This window comes from Acanthopleuribacter pedis, assembly GCF_017377855.1.
GTDB classification, from domain to species: domain Bacteria; phylum Acidobacteriota; class Holophagae; order Acanthopleuribacterales; family Acanthopleuribacteraceae; genus Acanthopleuribacter; species Acanthopleuribacter pedis.
Genome location: NZ_JAFREP010000007.1, coordinates 24,619 through 40,983, shown reverse-complemented (window position 1 = coordinate 40,983; position 16,365 = coordinate 24,619). Strand labels below are relative to the sequence as shown.

The following is a 16,365-nucleotide window of genomic DNA, read 5'->3' as shown; positions in this document are numbered from 1 at the left end:
GTGAATAAACGGCGGTGCTCATTGCCCATACCAATTGAATGAAGGAGATCGGTCGATGCGCCTGTTAAAAATGAAAACAAACCTTTGCTTATTGTGGTTTTTAAATATGTGTACCCTCGGAACGGAGCTCCCCACGCCAAAAATAGACGACCGCCCCGCGGACATGCCGGGTTATATTGTTTATGCTTCCTACGGCGATAACAGCTTTTTAAGTATTTACCGCATCCAGCCCAATGGCACCCAACAGCGCCTCTTGGTTCCCGGGAAGGTCGGCGGGCGTGGTTCCCACCAACCTCATGTTTCGCCGGATGGGAAGCAGATTGCGTTTAATACCTACCAGTACAGCGGATGGAAATTCGCCATCGCCGACCTCGACGGTAAAAATATGCGTCGGGTGACCAAAACACCGCTGTACGAATACGACCCGGTTTGGCATCCTGACGGCAAACAATTGGTGTGCAATCAAGTCATCACCGAGGGGCCGCCCTATTTCCGAGGTCATCGGGAAATCGTTTTGGTGGATGTCGCCACGGGTGAGCGCCGAGTGCTCACCCATAATGAAGGGCGCAACACCAACCCGAGCTTCTCACCGGACGGGAAATCGATTGTTTGGGACAGCGCGGCGGCCGGTAACTACGATATCTGGTTGATGGATGCGGACGGAAAAAACCAGCGAAACCTGACCAATACGTCTGAACACGATTTGGTACCCTCCTTTTCGCCCGATGGAAAACGCATTGCCTTTCAAAGGGTGGCCAAGGACAGTTTGGACCTGTGGGTCATGAATGCCGACGGTAGCAACCCGATCAACCTCACCGGCGCGCGAAAGTTGGGTTACCACCTTGCCAACAGCAAGGAAAACCTCCATTGGAAATTGAATACGGATTGGTCCCCGGACGGCCGATATGTGGTGTTTGTTTCCGGGGAAAAAGAAAACGGCGCATTAAATTTGAACCTTTACGTGGCGGCCGTCGACGGAAGCACCGTGGCACGGTTAACCCAAACAAAAGGTGACGCTATTCAACCCGTTTGGGTTGTCGGCCCATAGGACCGCGTCCTCGTTAACCCCCGGCTGTTAACCCGTTTCCCGCCTACGTCTTTTGGTTTAGGGTAGAGAGCTTGGGGTCCCGAAAAAACCGGTTTCGCCCCAAAACCCTTCTCGGTGTTAAGAAGGGTTTTGGCGTGAACCCGCGCCGTAAATCGTTCACGAGACGGTCAGAATACGGGTCCGTTGGTATAAAGTGGGTGTCCTCGTCTGTCAGGTTCCCGGTCACCACCGCACGGTGCGCGGTCTGCTCATGACGCAACCGTGCATTACGCGTGATTTTGGCGTGGCAGTCACCGCGGTCGGTGCGTGCTTCCGGGCTGGTTGCAACACCGGCCGGCGACGCCGATCCGGGCGGATAAGGGATCTTTCGTCGAACGCAAAGGTACAGGCCTGAAAGGTCCCGCCACGGCTGTTTTCACCGAGACCCTTCTTTGTTTTTTTGGGTCTCGCCATTCAGTGCCCGAGCTAGATAGACGTCCGCCAATCGGTGATGCACCAACTCAAAACCGAACGTTAGCCAAGGCCTGGAGCCGCGGCGGTCACGTGATTACACCAGGTTCTCGCCGGGTTTTGCCGGTTGAACCAGGCCGCAAATGCTGGGTCGCTCATTTTCGTCACAATAAAGATTGAAGCGACCGCTGTCACCTTCCGCTGATGCCTTCAAAACGACCTGGCTGTCTAAAAAGACCGGTCCCTTAAAGGCCGCATCAAAGCGACAGGCACCTTCAACTAAATTACTGCCAAATTGTTCCAAACAAGTCGCCAACACACAAAAACCATGGGCAATATCGCGTTTAAAACCAAACAGTTTCGCCAGCATCTTCGACATATGAATGGGATTATAATCTCCGGTAATCGGCGCGTATTTTTTGCCTAAATCAGCCGCTACATGCCATTCGGATACCGGGGTTTCTTTTGTTATTTCAGGCATTTTGGCTAAGGGCGAAGGTGTCCCTTGCTCGCCGAAGCGGCCTCGCACGTAATAGGTGGAAACACTTTCCCACACCCGCTCGTCATCCACATGAACCAGCGTGGTGAAGTCGAACTCCATGCCTTTTTCCATGATGCGAAATTCACCCAACCGACACACCAACGCAAGGGTTTCAGACACAGAAATGGCGCGATGGGCGAGAATATGGTTGCGTAAATGCACTGAACCCAAAAGTTTAATGGGAAAGGATTTGTGAGTCAGCATTGCCATATGTAAACCCTGGCTGCAAACGTGCGGAAAGAGCAGGGGCAGCCGTTCCTTTTTCTCCAAGCCACAAACCTCGCGGTAGCGGTCCAAGTTCTCCTGATCCACTTGGACCTGAGCCCAACGCACTTCAATGTGTGGCAGACCGGTCGCGGCACGAAAACCCTTGCGCGGGAGCAGTAAGGCCTTTGCCATAGCGCCAAAAACACCGGGTCGATTCTCAAAGATCATGTGAATTTCATTGGCCATGAAACCTCCTATTATTGCGACACTATGCCCCATTTTCATCGTATTTCCCTGATTTCAAAAACATTTCTACCCGTATAAGGAATGAATGATGCCTAGAAGCAGTGAGGGCCACCCACCGATTTCGTAGCCAAGTTCGGGACACCGACCCATTGATGAACTTCGAGCGGAAAAAGCTTAAAACAAACCACTTTTTCGGAAAATCACCGCTAATTACCGCCGCTTTGGCGACGGTTCTTCACCTTGCGCTTGACCACGATGCGCATGAGGCGTTGGAAGGTCGAGCAGACGAAATGGTTGGGCGCGGTGCAGGCGGCGGCAGAGCGTAAGCCGTCGCGTATGGTGTTTATTGCGTGATGGTTCGGTCTAATTCCTCCGCCTTGGTCAGCAGCCGTTTGCGATCATCCAGCCCGCCGGTCAGAACCGAGGCCGGCTCGTCCAGGGAGAAACCGGCGCTTTGACCGAGCGCGATCAGGGCCAGGCGGTCCAGAACCGCGGGATCAAAGAGTCGCCGCGGGCCTTGACGACCGACCGATTCAATTAGGCCTTTTTCTTAACGCAGGGTCGAGGCGGGGAAACCCGATTGTTTCACGACTTCGCCGCTATCGAGGGTTGGTTTCATTGGGGCTTGACCTCAAATTGACTTGAACTTGCATCTTAATCCCAACGCACGGGGCCTGGCAATCGGCGTCGCCGAAACAGGCCCAATCCAGATTGGAAGGAGTGGTTATGGAAGCCGAATATTGGTATGAATGCCGGCAGACCAACGACCTTGGTTTTCACCAACCGGAGGGGAACGCCTTGTTCGCCCACCATTTTGATCGACTCAACTTTTTAAAAGGAAGCCGCTTATTAAAAGGCCGCCGCATCTTCGTGCCCCTGTGCGGAAAAACCCGAGACATGGCTTGGCTGTTGGCGAACGGGTTCCGCATGGTGGGTACAGAACTAAGCGAAATCGCGGTGCGTCAATTCATCGACGGCCTGGGCGTAAACCCAACCATCGGCGCGAGCGGCGACCTCACGCGCTACAGCGCGGTGAATTTGGACCTGTTCGTCGGCGATATCTTTGCGCTAAGCGCGGCGCAACTGGGCGCGGTCGACGCTGTTTATGATCGCGCCGCCTTGGTTTCGCTGCCCGCGGAAATGCGTCGGCGCTACCCACCATCTGCGAAAACTCACCGGCGGCGCGGCCCAACTGCTCATCAGTTTTGAATACGACCAACAACGCTTGCCGGGTCCACCCTTCTCCATCAGCGAGGCCGAGGTGCATCAGCACGATGGCGACACCGATCACATCAAACACCTGCATCGACAGCCGGTGATGGGCGGTTAAAAAACCATCGGCTCGGCCGACGAGGACGTGTGGCTGTTAACCACACCTGGTTCCTGATTAAGCGGTCCGTTAAGCCAAAAGGACACCCACCTAAAGAGAGGAGGATGTTCGAAACGCACCCAATTCGGGACACCCACTTTTCGCCGTCTACGTTGCGGCCCATTTCGGACACCTACTTATCGCTGGAGCATCACCAACCAGAAGGCCGCGGCCACTAAAAAAGCGACTTGAGTTGGGTGGGTGTCCTACAGCCCTTTGAAATGGGTGGGTGTCCCAAACCAGCCCTTTGAAATGGGTGGGTGTCCTAAACTGGGAAAGGTGGGTGTCCTAAACTGGGACTGGCGAAAAGGTGGGTGTCCCACTTTGCACGCGCGTGCGAACTTATCGCCTAAATGAGCGAACACCGATAATTAGTTTGAAAGGTGCGCGCTTTGAAAGGGCCCTTCGACCGTTCCTGTTTCCAAGTCCCTAATCCACACCTCAGCAAAAACAAATTTGGCGAGCAGCGCATCTGACATCACCTTAGCGTCACTGAATGAGGGGAAAACCGGACGAAACGCGGATTGACCTTTGCGGCGGAAGGTTCCGTCTGAGTTAAGCAATATGCCTGTGCTTGCTTGACAAAAAATGATTTCAAAACCCTCTTTACTCACAAAGGACTCCAGCTCATCCAAGCTTTATTGCTTATTTTGGCGCAAAGGAAAAATAAGCGCAATGAACTCGCCCTCGTCGCTCCCACAGTTGGCCAGGATGGCACAGTTGGCGGAACTCAACGATGTTGCCACCTGAAGCTGAACGATTCGAATTTGGTAAAGCCGTGCTACATCGACCCGGTCGACCAGTGGCGACGGCGTCGGTCGGGACGGGCGTGCCCAGCAGGACGGCCAGGCGCAGGTCTTAAAGGCGCCGTCGGCAGGTGAACGGCATCAGCGACGACCGCGCAGAACCCGACTGCGGCGACGTCGGTCCTTAACGCGAACCGAAAAAGATCCGTTCAGGTTCTTCCGTGCGGTAAATCAAACTTTCTCATATGACAGCATGTTGGCTGCCTTTTTCTTGTCGCAGGGTAAAACCCATCCGTCTCCTTTTTTCACCCCCCAACGCAGCTTTGAACCAATTGACCAGCACTGACACCTTTCTCAAGCTTGGCACGCTTAACTGAGTCCCCCTCGTCAAGCGTTCTGCGAGCAAAGGAAATAGCAATGTAGACGGTATTGTCGTCAAGGTCGTACCTGTTGATCATGGCTCATCTTGTCAAAGCAGAATAGACACGTCCATTTTGATTGAAACAAGCCTAACTCTTGCAAATGGGCTCATATGAAACCGGGAAAGCAACCGCCGGGCTGTTTTGAGAAATCAAAATGTCTCATCGCCGTTTTGTTTTTCGGTCTTCCGACAAGTTTATTGACCTGTTAACTTTACTGGGGTAATTACCAGAGGTCTCGTAGAACGCAGAATTCGGCATTGGTCGGAACTAAAGAAGTCATGAAAGCATTCGAAGACTGGTAATAGCGTAGCCCGGCGCTTTTCTCTCCAAGCTCTCATCGAGCATGCACTACTACAGCTCATCGATGGATGAGCTTTGTGAATGGGAAAAGCAGTGACTGCGGTAGAAGAACCCGAATCCATAGGAGAATTTTGTTACAGCGAAAAGCAGCGACACTTTCAAGTGCCTTGTGGGTTAAACCTTGCCAAGCACCAGAGTCAAGCCGCAGGAGCTCAGACCGCGTCCTCAACAAAACGCTGCTGGGATTTGCTATAAGGAAATCGCCCCCTGCGCAAAGAATGAGTAATAAAATGTAAAAAAACAACTCACGCAGTGAAAACTGGCGAGTTGTCGGAAAAAATGTCGAAATCCCCTTGGGAGGATTTGCAAATTTAATGTTTCAAGAATCTTAAGCGTTTAGCCTGGGCGCTTTTCGAATGGGGGACACCCACCTTTCGCCGTCTACGTTGCGACCCATTTCGGACACCTACTTATCGCTGGAGCATCACCAACAAGAAGGCCGCGGCCACTAAAAAAGCGACTTGAGTTGGGTGGGTGTCCTACAGCCCTTTGAAATGGGTGGGTGTCCCAAACCAGCTTTGAAATGGGTGGGTGTCCCAAACCAGCCCTTTGAAATGGGTGGGTGTCCTAAACTGGGACTGGTGAAAAAGGTGGGTGTCCCAAACCAGCCCTTTGAAATGGGTGGGTGTCCTAAACTGGGAAAGGTGGGTGTCCTAAACTGGGACTGGCGAAAAGGTGGGTGTCCCACTTTGCTATGCCGATTTAGTGGGTGTCCCACAGTGCTATTTAGTGGGTGTCCCACAGTGCTATTTAGTGGGTGTCCCACAGTGCTATTTGGTGGCTGTCCCACTATGCTTGGTACAGCTTGCCGATTTGGTGGGTGTCCCACTTTGCAATAACCTTTGTACATCCGGTTACCTGGCTATGGGAGGACAAACTTGAGCGTTGAAGCCGCGTTAACCAATGACCCAATCCGCACCAAAGGCCTCGAACTTTTGGCGGCCAACCTCGGCACCATCGGCATGGTGCGATTCTTCCAACAAACCGAAAATGGCTGGGGCGATTACACGCATGATCGTCAAACATGGCTGGGCGAACGCGGCGTGAAAAATCTTGCCGCCCAAATAAAACATCGCAAGCAGAACACGGACTAAACCGGGGCGAACGCACAAAACCTCTGGTGAGCCGGCGCGGGAACGGCCTTTTCGGGGTGTTTGACCCTTCGCCCAATCCGCTGACGCGCGCACCACGAAACCGGACAAAACGGGCTAGCCCTCGGAGACGTTCTTTTTGGGTAGGGTGACAATCATCTCGGCGTATATGTCTTTGGTGGCGGCGACCTTCAGGGTGCCGCGGTGCTCCTGGACGATGATGTCGCGGCAAATGGACAAACCGAGGCCCACATGTCGGTTGCCGGCGGTTTTGGTGGTGTAAAAGGGTTTGAAGATGGTTTCGTAATCGTCGCGGGCGATGCCCATGCCGTTGTCGCGCAGGCGCACTTCGACACGATCCTCGAAGTTGCGCGTCTGCAAGCGGATCTCACCCATGAAGTCGTCGCCGATCTGGTCGCGTTTCTCGCGAATGGATTCGGCGGCGTTGTTGGTTAAATGGACCCACACCCGGCTCAGGCTTTGCGCGACAACCTCGACCATTCCGACCGTTTCGTCAAAGTCACGGGTGAACTGAATCACGAGCGCGGTGTCCTTGGCGCGCAAGCTCTGGTACGTCAGCGACACGTATTCGTCGAATAAGCCGTTGAGGTTACACGCCTCGCGGTGGCCGCCGGCCGCGCGCGCCAACTCCATCATGCTCGCCACCACGGCGTCGGCCCGTTTGCCGTGTTTGTCGATCACGGCGGCGTTTTCGGCAAGGTCGGCGAGATCACCCGCGAGCTGCCGGTAGCTGTCACCTTCAAGGACCCGGCCCTGCAAACCTCGAACGGTCTCGGCCAATTCAGACGAAAGCGACAAAGTCAAGCCGGCGAAATTGTTGATGAAATTAAGCGGGTTGGTGATTTCGTGGGCGATGCCGGCGGTGAGCGTCCCCAGCGACGCACTTTTTTCCTGTTCCATCATTTGCCGGCGCGCCTGCACAAGCGCCTCACTTTGTGCCGCCACATCCAACGCGGCGCGCGCTTTGGCGGCAACCGAAAGGGCGGCCTCGCGGAAACGCACCAACTTGGCGGGATCAACCTGATCAAAACACTCGGGATCCACCATGTTCTCCAACACCAAAAAGCCGGATATGCGTTGGTCGTCATTCAAGGTCATGGTCAACAGCGCCTTGGGTAACGGCTGACCGGCAAATAAGTCGGGATCGTGCAGGAGGTTGAAGTGACGCACCCCGTGAATGCCGGGCGCCAGGGGTTCGGCGCCCTCGCCGAGCATGTTCACCAGCTTGTTGTAGCTGAAACGAAGCGGCTGCAAGGTCTCCCACGCGCGGCCAACGGCGGCGACACACACAAATGCGTCCTCCTCCCGATCCCAGGTCCAAACCATTCCCTGGGTTGCGCCCGGGAACAGGGCCGCCCCCTGAATCGGCAACCCCTGCCACAAGTGGGGCAAGGATTCGTGGTGGTTGATGCTTTGGATGATCTGGTCAAACACTTCAGCGGTTTGATTGGCCTCGGCCAATTCGGCTTTGCACCGCGCGAGCTCATCGCCCAGGTCAGCGGCCTTGCGCGACAGAACACGGGTCACATCCAGTTGTTGCAGGTGCGATTCGATCCGCGCCAACAGCTCACCGGCGGCGATAGGTTTGGTGATGTAATCGTTGCCGCCGACGTTAAAGGCCGCGACCAAATCCTCTACCTGGTTTTTGGCGGAGAGGAAAACCACGGGCAGTACCTCAAAACCGGCGCGACGACGGATGGCGCGACACACCTCGTAACCGGACATGTTCGGCATCACCACATCCAGCAACACCAAATCGACCTGGCCGCTCTCGGCTAACAGGCTCAGTGCCTCGCTGCCGTCGGCGGCCTCGAGCACCTCGTAGCCGCGCCCGTCCAAATGATTGCGAAGCACCCGGCGGTTCACGGGTTCGTCATCGACCACGAGCAGGGTGAAGGATTGGGCGTCGGAAAGCGGGCGCGCCGCGGGATTGGACAACGCGTCGGAAAAGGGTGCTTTCGCCTCGTTGACGTTGAAGCGCGGGCCCGTCACGGCACGAACCGGTTCCCCTTCGGCGGCGGGCGTTTGTGCATCGGCGAGCGGGAGGCTAAAGGTAAAGGTACTGCCGCGGCCTTCCTGAGACGCGGCCCAAATGTTACCGCCGTGCAAGTCGACCAACGCCTGGGTAATCGCAAGCCCCAAGCCGGCGCCGGCGGCGGTCGGGATCGGGACCCCGCTGTGCGGGGGAACGGCTTGAAACAGGTCGGCGATTTGGGGGTCGCTCATGCCGATCCCGGTATCGGTCACGGCGATGTGGAGCCGCGCGCCCTGCACCTCGGCGCTGACGGAGACGGTGCCTTGCTCGGTGAACTTGATCCCATTGCCAACCAAGTTCACCAAAATTTGCAAGAGGCGACGCGGGTCGGCGGCAACCGGGGGCAAGCCCTCGGCGACCTGGTTTTCCAAGCGTACCGCGTCCTTGGGGGCGAGGGGGGTGAGTAGGGTAACAACCTGGTCCACCGCGGTTTTGAGCTCCACCCGGCACGGCTGGAGCGGCAGTTGTTGGGTGGACAATCGCGCGAAATCGAGTATGTCGTCAACCAAGCCGGCAAGGTAACGTCCGCCGCGCGCAATCAAACCAAGCTGGGCCAAGGTATCCTTGGGCAGCTTGCCACGCTGGGCCTCGGCCAGAGACTCGGCCAAGCCGACGATCCCGTTCAGCGGGGTGCGCAGTTCATGGGCGGTGTCGGCCAAAAACTGGTTTTTCATCAAATCGGTGTGTTTGAGCCGCTGGACAATGGTTCGTTCATAAATGAGGCGCCCCCGTTGCACGCGGTAGCGACCGTAAACCAAGGCGGCCAAAAGGGTGGCGTACCCCAAGACGGCAAGGGTCGACAGCCAAGGCGCGGGCCGCATGCGCACGCGCAACTCGCGGGGTTCGGAACGCCACTTGCCGTCCTTGTTGGCGGCGAGCACACGAAAGGTGTAGCGGCCGGGATCAAGCTCGGTGTAGGTGGCAAAACGTTGGTCGGCGCCGACCTCGACCCAATCGCGGTCAAAACCCACGAGTTGGTAGCGGTAGCGGTTGCCGGCGGGAAAGGCGTAGTGCAGCGCGGCAAATTTAAAGGTGACCACCCGATCTCGGTGGCCGAGTACCAGGTTTTGCAGCCGATCAAGCGGCGCGGCCAACCCCGCGTCAAACCGACGCGCACGGGGTTGAAGCGGCCGGTTACCGACGCGAATCTCGGTGAGGACCACGTTGGGCTCGTGGGGATCGCGCTGCAAATCGCCAGGCAAAAAAGCGGTGACACCGTTGGGGCCGCCGAAACAGAGTTCGCCGTTAAGGGTACGGATCGCGGCCCCCTGATGGTAACCGCGCGGCTGGGTGCCGTCGACAGGGGTCCAGTGCTGCATGCTCATGGTTTCCGGGTTGCATTTTGAGAGCCCCTTACCGGTCGCAATCCAGAGATCCCCAAAACTGTCTTCCAAAAGGCCGCGCACATCGGTGGAGCGCAAACCCTCGGCGTACCCGAAGGTCTGCCAGCGCGTTTGTTCGGGGTAATCGGGGTCGACCTGCTTCAAACGGTGCAACCCGTCAACGGTCCCAACCCAAAGGCGGCTTTGCGAATCTTCCAACAGCGCGGTGATATGGTTGTTGCTCAAGGTCCAAACATGACTGGGATGATGCACCATGCGGTCAAAGCGACCGGTTTTGCGATCCAGGAGATGCAGGCCGCCGCGGGTACCCACCCAGAGTCGGCCCTCGCGGTCCTCATACACCCCCGTGACGACGTCGTTTGCCAAGGTGCGGGGGTCGTCGGGGTTATGACGGTAGACGGTCGCGCGGCCTGAGTCACGGTCAAAGCGGAACAAACCGCCGCCCCCGGTACCAACCCAAAAATTGCCGAGCCGACCCTCGTAAAGACAACGCACATCGGCATGGTTGACGCCGTCCTCGCGAACGGGGAAACGGGTGAAGGTACCGGTCGCTCGATCAAAACGCGAGAGACCGGCATCCCGGGTCCCCACCCAAATCACCCCGGAACGGGTGGCGGTGAGGCAACGAATGTCGTTGGAGGGCAGGCTGCCGGGTTTGCCGGGGTTGGCGCGAAAATGGAAAAAGCGCTCGCGCGCGGCGTCGTACCGGCTGAGTCCGCCGCGGGTTCCGATCCAGAGACCGCCGAAAGGGTCCTGAACCATGGCGGTCACCCGGTTGTCGATCAAACTGTCGGGCCGGTCCGGTCGATGGAGGTAGCGGCCAAATTGGCGCGTGGCGACGGTGAGTAAATCCATGCCGGCGTCGGTACCGACCCACAGGTTGCCAACCTCGTCACGCAACAAGGTATGGATGTGATCGTGACCCACGCTGCCGGGATCGGCCGGATCGTGGCGGTAACCCAGGTTGTTGCCGGTACCGGCATCGAACAGGTTGAGCCCGGCGTCGGTGCCGATCCAAAAACGGTTGTCCCCGTCGGACTGGACGGCGCGAATATGATTGGACGACAGGCCGCGGGGGTTCCCGATTTCACGACGCAGGTTTAGGATCACCTGGTTGGTGACCGGGTCCAGGAGAAAAAGGCCCTTGGTATGGGTACCAACCCATGGGGCGCCGTCCGGCCCGACGGCAAGCGCGGTAACAGGGCCGAACGCGGCAACCACGCCCCCACCCGGGTCCCCGAGTAGATGGACAAAATCGTCGCTTTCCCCACGGTAACGGCTCAGTCCGTGGTCGCCGCCAATCCATAGACGACCACGGCCGTCGACCAACAGGGCGTGAAGCCGGTTACTCCCCAGCGAGGTAGGCACATCGGGATGATGGCGGTATTGGCTAAATACGCCGTCGTCAGGATCGAAGCGCAGCAAGCCGGCGCCGCGGGTCGCGACCCAATAGGTTCCGTCCTCGGCGGACACCATGGCCGCGATGCCGGCGGTCAGGTCACCCATCCGCGAGGGTGGGCGGCGATGGATGGCGCGCGCGAATCCTGGATCAAAAAGCGCCAAGCCGCCGGTCGCGGTACCCAACAACAAACGGCCGTCGTCAAGCACACATAAAGCGACAACCCCACCACCGGGAATGGTGTCTGGATCCGCCTTGTCGTGGCGAAACCGTTTCATTTCATAGCCGTCAAAACGCGCCAACCCTTCCGCGGTGCCAAACCACATAAAACCCTGACGGTCACGGACCACGGCGGAGACGGCACCTAGGGATGGAACCTCATCGGCGGCGATAGGCTGAAAACGCACCTGTTGCTCGCGTGCCTCAAGCGGCATCCCCCAAAACACCGGGATCAGGGCGAACAAAGCATAGACTGTAGCGCGCCATCCGCGAATCTTCATATCCCAACCAGTAGCTAAATCACTGCCGAACATAAGGTTTCTGCCCAAAAACCGCGATACTTGGCGGGAGCCCGCCTCAATCTTGGGGGCTGCCGCGACTCGCGGAAACACGCGAACCACGGACCGGCGAGCGGGTCGATATTGTCTTAGCTAAACCACTTTGTTCCATGAATTTAAGGAAAATCATCGCTGGTTCCGCGCCTTCGGGTTTCACGTTGTTGGATTCGCTGGATGTCGTTCCGATTATAACCGATTCCCACGCCCCTCGCGGTTTTTTGCAACAGACGGCTGATTAACGCGTTTCCGGGGGCGCGCTTCATCCGCCGACAGAAATTCGCGGGCGAAAGCAAAACACACGCAACCACAAAACAACACCATTAACGCAAACATCCATTTTTACTACTTTTATCGTATTTAAACAGTACACGGGAATCCATGTCGACGGATTCCACAACCCTCAAAGTCTAGCCGGAGGCACAAAGCTAGTCTCATCAGAAACTTACCGCTTGTCTCAGCGATTTTTTCTGAGCCATAACAAGCCTTGCCCGGCACCGAAGCGTTAACAACATCCCAACAACACACGTTTTCCGCGCGGAACAGGCTTTTCCTAACACGGCTAAACCGCGTCAATCGGTCGTCTACATAAAGACTGATAGCAGTATTTTTTAAACGCCGATTTTTTCAAAGAAAAATTCACAACCACACGCCAACCACCACATAAAATTAGGGTTAGCCGCCAAAAACCTCAGAAAGTTAACCGTTATTCGATACTTGCTTGCAATAATTTATTGAAAGCGCCCTCGCTTTTACGGCAAGATAGGACGGCATGACGCTTGTGAACTTACCTCATTTTCCCTGCTTCCATTTGGCCACAAGCCGCCCATGTATCTGAATGACCTCCCCCAGGAACCTAGTGATCACAGACGCATCGCCGCCTCCCTATAAAGGCCGGTGCTTGGTCCATCACCGATCACACCCCTCACCCCCCGTTTATGGCTTATATAACTCAGAGTGAACATCATGAAATGTATCTCCTGCAACTACGAATTTGGTGAAGGGACCCTATTTTGCGGGGTCTGTAGCGCCCCTTTGGTCAATTTGGCGGTCATGGAAGGCGGCCTACTTCTTATAGAAGACACCAACCAGGCAATTCTCCAACGGGTGCTGGCCCCCGACTACCGCGTCCAAGGTAAATTAGCGGACGGCGGGATGGCTTGCGTTTACCACATTGTCGACAACCGCACCGATGAATCCATGGCGTTTAAAGTGCTGCCTTTGGACCGCGCGGGCGATCCCGAAACGGTCGCCCAGTTTGAACGGGAATCGCGACTGCTGGCCGAATTGTTCCACCCGCACATCATTCCGATCTACGATGCGGGGGAAATCGCCAAGTTCCATTACCTGGCCATGCCGATGATGGCGGGCGACCTCAAAAAACGCATCGAAAAAGGTTTGCGCCTGCGCGAAACCCTGCGCATTTTTCACCAAGTGCTGGGCGCGCTTGCTTACGCGCACGATTCAGGGCTAACCCACCGCGACATTAAACCCGCCAACATCCTGTTTGACGAAAGCGACAACGCCCACCTCGCCGACTTCGGCATCGCTTGGCTGGCCGACGAGGCCGGGGCCGAGGGTCACGGACAAGGTTTGGGCACCCCCACCTACGCCAGCCCCGAACAACTGTTGGGCGAAAAGGTCGGCCCTGCTTCCGACATCTATTCACTCGGCGTGGTGTTTTACGAAATGCTGACGGGCCAACGGCTGTTTACCGGCGCCAATCCAAAAGAAGTGGTGCTGGCCCACCTTCACCAGGAACCCACGCCGCCGTCCCATCACAACACCAACCTGCCCCCCAGCTTAGAAACCCTCGTTCTCCGCATGTTGACCAAAAACTTCGAGGACCGTTTTCTCGACGCCCACGCCCTGCAGGAACACATTCAAGCAACCCCGGAACTCTACGCCTTGTTTGAGGATTTCAGCAAGCCGGCCAAAGAGCAGCGCAGCGACGAGGATGTGCCGCCGCCGCGCCGTCCCCCCATGGTCAAAGCCAAACGCCGCGGCAAGTTGCGCGGCTTGATCGACATGGCCTTGGGCCGGGCGCTGACCGCTTAAGCGAACAGAAGCCGACCCCTCACATCACCCCGTTTCGCAAAACAGCCGGATCGCGACGGGGCTTTTTCCCCAAAAGCTCAAATTTCTTCCACATTGTTCCGCTTTGATGAAGGCAGCCCGCGCTCCCCCGCATTTCTCACAAGGATTCGTCGCAAGAAGCTGAAGCCTTGTGAGAAATGCGGACTGGGTCCCGACCAGACAACTCGGTTGGTCCACGCGGGCGCTTTCGCATTTCAGAGAGGTCACCCCATGCGTTTTGGTTTTCACCTGTCGGCCCTATTGTTTCTGTTTGTCGCCCTGCTTTCACCCTGCTTCAGCACGAACCCGGTCGCGGCCGCCAAAACAGCGGCCACGTCCACCACACCCTTTCCTAGCTGGACCTTGGCAAGCAGCGGGGACACGATTGGCGCGGCCGGTTTGTTCATCGGTGAATTCGACGGCAACCCCGGCCTTGACCTGGTCGCCACCGCGGCGTTGTCCAACACAACAGCCCAGCGCTTCTGGTCCATTTCGGCCTTGACCGAGGACGGCCTGATCGAAACGCGCACCACCAGCAGCTTATCGACCACACGGACGATCACGGCACTGCGCACGGCGGACTACGACGGCGACGACCTGGACGAAATCTGGGTAGCCTACAGCGACTTCACCATCGAGGTGTTCGACCCCTTGTGCGACACGCCCTTGGTGACCATCGACCTCGGTGTCACCCTCAGCACCTGGAACGACGTGCAGATCACCGACATCGACAACGATAGGGTCCTCGAAATCCTGGTGGTCGGCGCGGAAGGCCTGTCGATTTTTTCGGGTAGCACGCCCTTTGCCCTGGAACAGACCCATGCGACCTACACCGACCACGAGATGACGGTCGGTCAGATGGACGACGACCTGTTGCCCGAAATCGCGCTGTCCGGCGGGAACCGCGGCTATGTCATCGAATACGATGGTTCGGTCCAATGGGAATATTTGCTCGGCTTTGGGCGCGCGATTACGGCACAGGATATTGACGCGGACGGTCGCGATGAACTGGTCGGCGACCTGAGCAGCAGCGTGATCGCCTTCGACGTCGAGCAGCAAGCGGTGAAATGGGAAACCGAAATCATCCTGTTTGCAAGTGGTTTCGCCATGGGCAATGTCGACGGCACCACGGGAGTCGAAATCATCGCCTGGAACACGGAAAACAACCGCCTCGCCCTGTTTGCGGGTGCTTCAGGCGCGGCGATGGGGACCCTGATTTTTGACGAGCTGGATTCCATTTCCGGGTTGGCCGTGGGCGACCTGGAATCCCGCGGTCAAGACGACATCGTCGCCGCGGGCGTTCGCAACTTCGAGCGCACCGCCACGATGGCGGTGGCGGACTTTAACACCGGCCTCCCCCGTTACCAGAACCGCAAGGTGCCGGGGGCGCTGCATCAATTCGCCGTGGCGGATCTGGACAACGACGGTAGCGAGGAAATCCTCGTCGCCCCGCCGGAATACGAAACCAGCGTGGATCCCCGCCTGCTGGTGTTCAACGGTGCAAGCCGCGCGCTGTCCCGCACGATCCGCTTCCTGGGCGGCGGTTTTACGGTGCATGGTGTCACCTTAATCGCGGTCGACAACCTCGACAGCGATCCGGCCATGGAAGTGGTGTTCGTCGCCTCGGAAACCTTTAACACGGTCATCCGCATCTACGACGGCGCCACGGGTGCGGTCCAGGCAACGAGCGCCCACCTGGACGACGACTTCAACCGCATCACCACGGCCGATGTGGACGCGGACGGGGTGGTCGACATCATCGCGGCGAGCAACGAACGGCTCCATCGCTTTCGTACCGAAACCATGGCGGAAGTCTGGCGTTCGCCAACGCTGGGTTTCTCACCGATCACCCACCTGACCACGGCCGAAACCGACGGGGACGAGGCCTTGGAAATTTTGGTGGGCGGCGACGGTACCAACGTGTTGTTTTTTGACGGTCAAACCAACCAGCTACAAGACTTTGTCGAAGGCGGCTACAGCGCGGTCACGGTGACGGACATCGACGGCGACCTCGAAAACGAAATCCTGTTAGGTACCCAAAGCGGCATGATCGAGATCTATCGCGGCAGTCCTCCGGCATGGGTGACAACCCGTGATCCCGGCTTGGGTGTCCCGATTAAAGGCATCCGTTACGACCGGATCGACGCGTTCACCGATCCATTTTGGTTTTTGGCCACCGGCGGCGCGGTCACGGTGACCAGCGACGGGACGGCCGAACAAATCTGGCAGAGTGCGTACGGCATGAATTCGGTTGCAAGCGGCAACCACATGCTGATCGCCGATCCCGACGGCGACGGCCGCCGCGAGATTTTCGTCGGCGGTAGCCACGTGCTTGCCGGCTTCACGGTGGACTGTGGCGCGCCCCTGCTGCGCGCACGCCTGAACCACTGGCAAACCAACTGGTTCGTCACGGATTACGCGGCTTTAATCAACTGTGCAACCCAAGAATAGGCTGTG

8 protein-coding genes and 1 pseudogene are annotated in these 16,365 nt (G+C 57.3%); 5 read left to right on the top strand and 4 right to left on the bottom strand.

What is annotated here, in order from left to right; translation table 11 throughout:
- Positions 1–106: 106 nt before the first annotated feature.
- Entirely contained in the window at positions 107–1,048 is a 942-nt protein-coding gene (locus tag J3U88_RS09595) for a TolB family protein (RefSeq protein ID WP_207858366.1), read from the top strand.
- 547 nt (positions 1,049–1,595) lie between these two features.
- Here the strand turns inward: J3U88_RS09595 and J3U88_RS09590 are convergent.
- Both J3U88_RS09590 and J3U88_RS35285 read right to left on the bottom strand, forming a co-directional pair.
- Positions 1,596–2,336, bottom strand: coding sequence for a MaoC/PaaZ C-terminal domain-containing protein (locus tag J3U88_RS09590; protein ID WP_207858365.1), 741 nt, complete (start codon positions 2,334–2,336; stop codon positions 1,596–1,598).
- Between the two features lie 362 nt (positions 2,337–2,698).
- Positions 2,699–3,111 (bottom strand): annotated as a pseudogene (locus tag J3U88_RS35285) (MerR family DNA-binding protein).
- Positions 3,112–3,218: 107 nt separating this feature from the next.
- Here J3U88_RS35285 and J3U88_RS09580 point away from each other — a divergent pair.
- Positions 3,219–3,701 (top strand): class I SAM-dependent methyltransferase, encoded by a 483-nt coding sequence (locus tag J3U88_RS09580; RefSeq protein ID WP_207858364.1) that lies wholly within the window; start codon positions 3,219–3,221, stop codon positions 3,699–3,701.
- Positions 3,702–4,232: 531 nt separating this feature from the next.
- Here J3U88_RS09580 and J3U88_RS09570 read toward each other — a convergent pair.
- A complete protein-coding gene (locus J3U88_RS09570) occupies positions 4,233–4,475 on the bottom strand; it encodes a hypothetical protein (protein ID WP_207858361.1) in 243 nt (80 codons plus the stop codon).
- Positions 4,476–6,267: 1,792 nt separating this feature from the next.
- Here J3U88_RS09570 and J3U88_RS09565 point away from each other — a divergent pair.
- A complete protein-coding gene (locus J3U88_RS09565; protein ID WP_207858359.1) occupies positions 6,268–6,483 on the top strand; it encodes a hypothetical protein in 216 nt (71 codons plus the stop codon).
- A gap of 114 nt (positions 6,484–6,597) precedes the next feature.
- Here the strand turns inward: J3U88_RS09565 and J3U88_RS09560 are convergent, their stop codons facing one another.
- Positions 6,598–11,778, bottom strand: a complete 5,181-nt coding sequence (locus J3U88_RS09560; protein ID WP_207858357.1) for a two-component regulator propeller domain-containing protein — start codon at positions 11,776–11,778, stop codon at positions 6,598–6,600.
- A gap of 1,020 nt (positions 11,779–12,798) precedes the next feature.
- Between J3U88_RS09560 and J3U88_RS09555 the strand changes: the two genes are divergently transcribed.
- The gene (locus tag J3U88_RS09555; RefSeq protein WP_207858355.1) at positions 12,799–13,890 is read left to right on the top strand and encodes a serine/threonine protein kinase; all 1,092 of its coding nucleotides are present in this window, start codon (positions 12,799–12,801) and stop codon (positions 13,888–13,890) included.
- A gap of 249 nt (positions 13,891–14,139) precedes the next feature.
- A complete protein-coding gene (locus J3U88_RS09550; protein WP_207858353.1) occupies positions 14,140–16,359 on the top strand; it encodes a hypothetical protein in 2,220 nt (739 codons plus the stop codon).
- The last annotated feature ends 6 nt before the right edge of the window (positions 16,360–16,365 follow it).

Excerpts from the sequence above, each read along its gene's own strand:
- J3U88_RS09595 (WP_207858366.1), top strand. The coding sequence starts at position 107 with ATGTGTACCCTCGGAACGGAGCTCCCCACGCCAAAAATAGACGACCGC.
- J3U88_RS09580 (WP_207858364.1), top strand. The coding sequence starts at position 3,219 with ATGGAAGCCGAATATTGGTATGAATGCCGGCAGACCAACGACCTTGGT.
- J3U88_RS09560 (WP_207858357.1), bottom strand. The coding sequence starts at position 11,778 with ATGAAGATTCGCGGATGGCGCGCTACAGTCTATGCTTTGTTCGCCCTG.
- J3U88_RS09555 (WP_207858355.1), top strand. The coding sequence starts at position 12,799 with ATGAAATGTATCTCCTGCAACTACGAATTTGGTGAAGGGACCCTATTT.
- J3U88_RS09550 (WP_207858353.1), top strand. The coding sequence starts at position 14,140 with ATGCGTTTTGGTTTTCACCTGTCGGCCCTATTGTTTCTGTTTGTCGCC.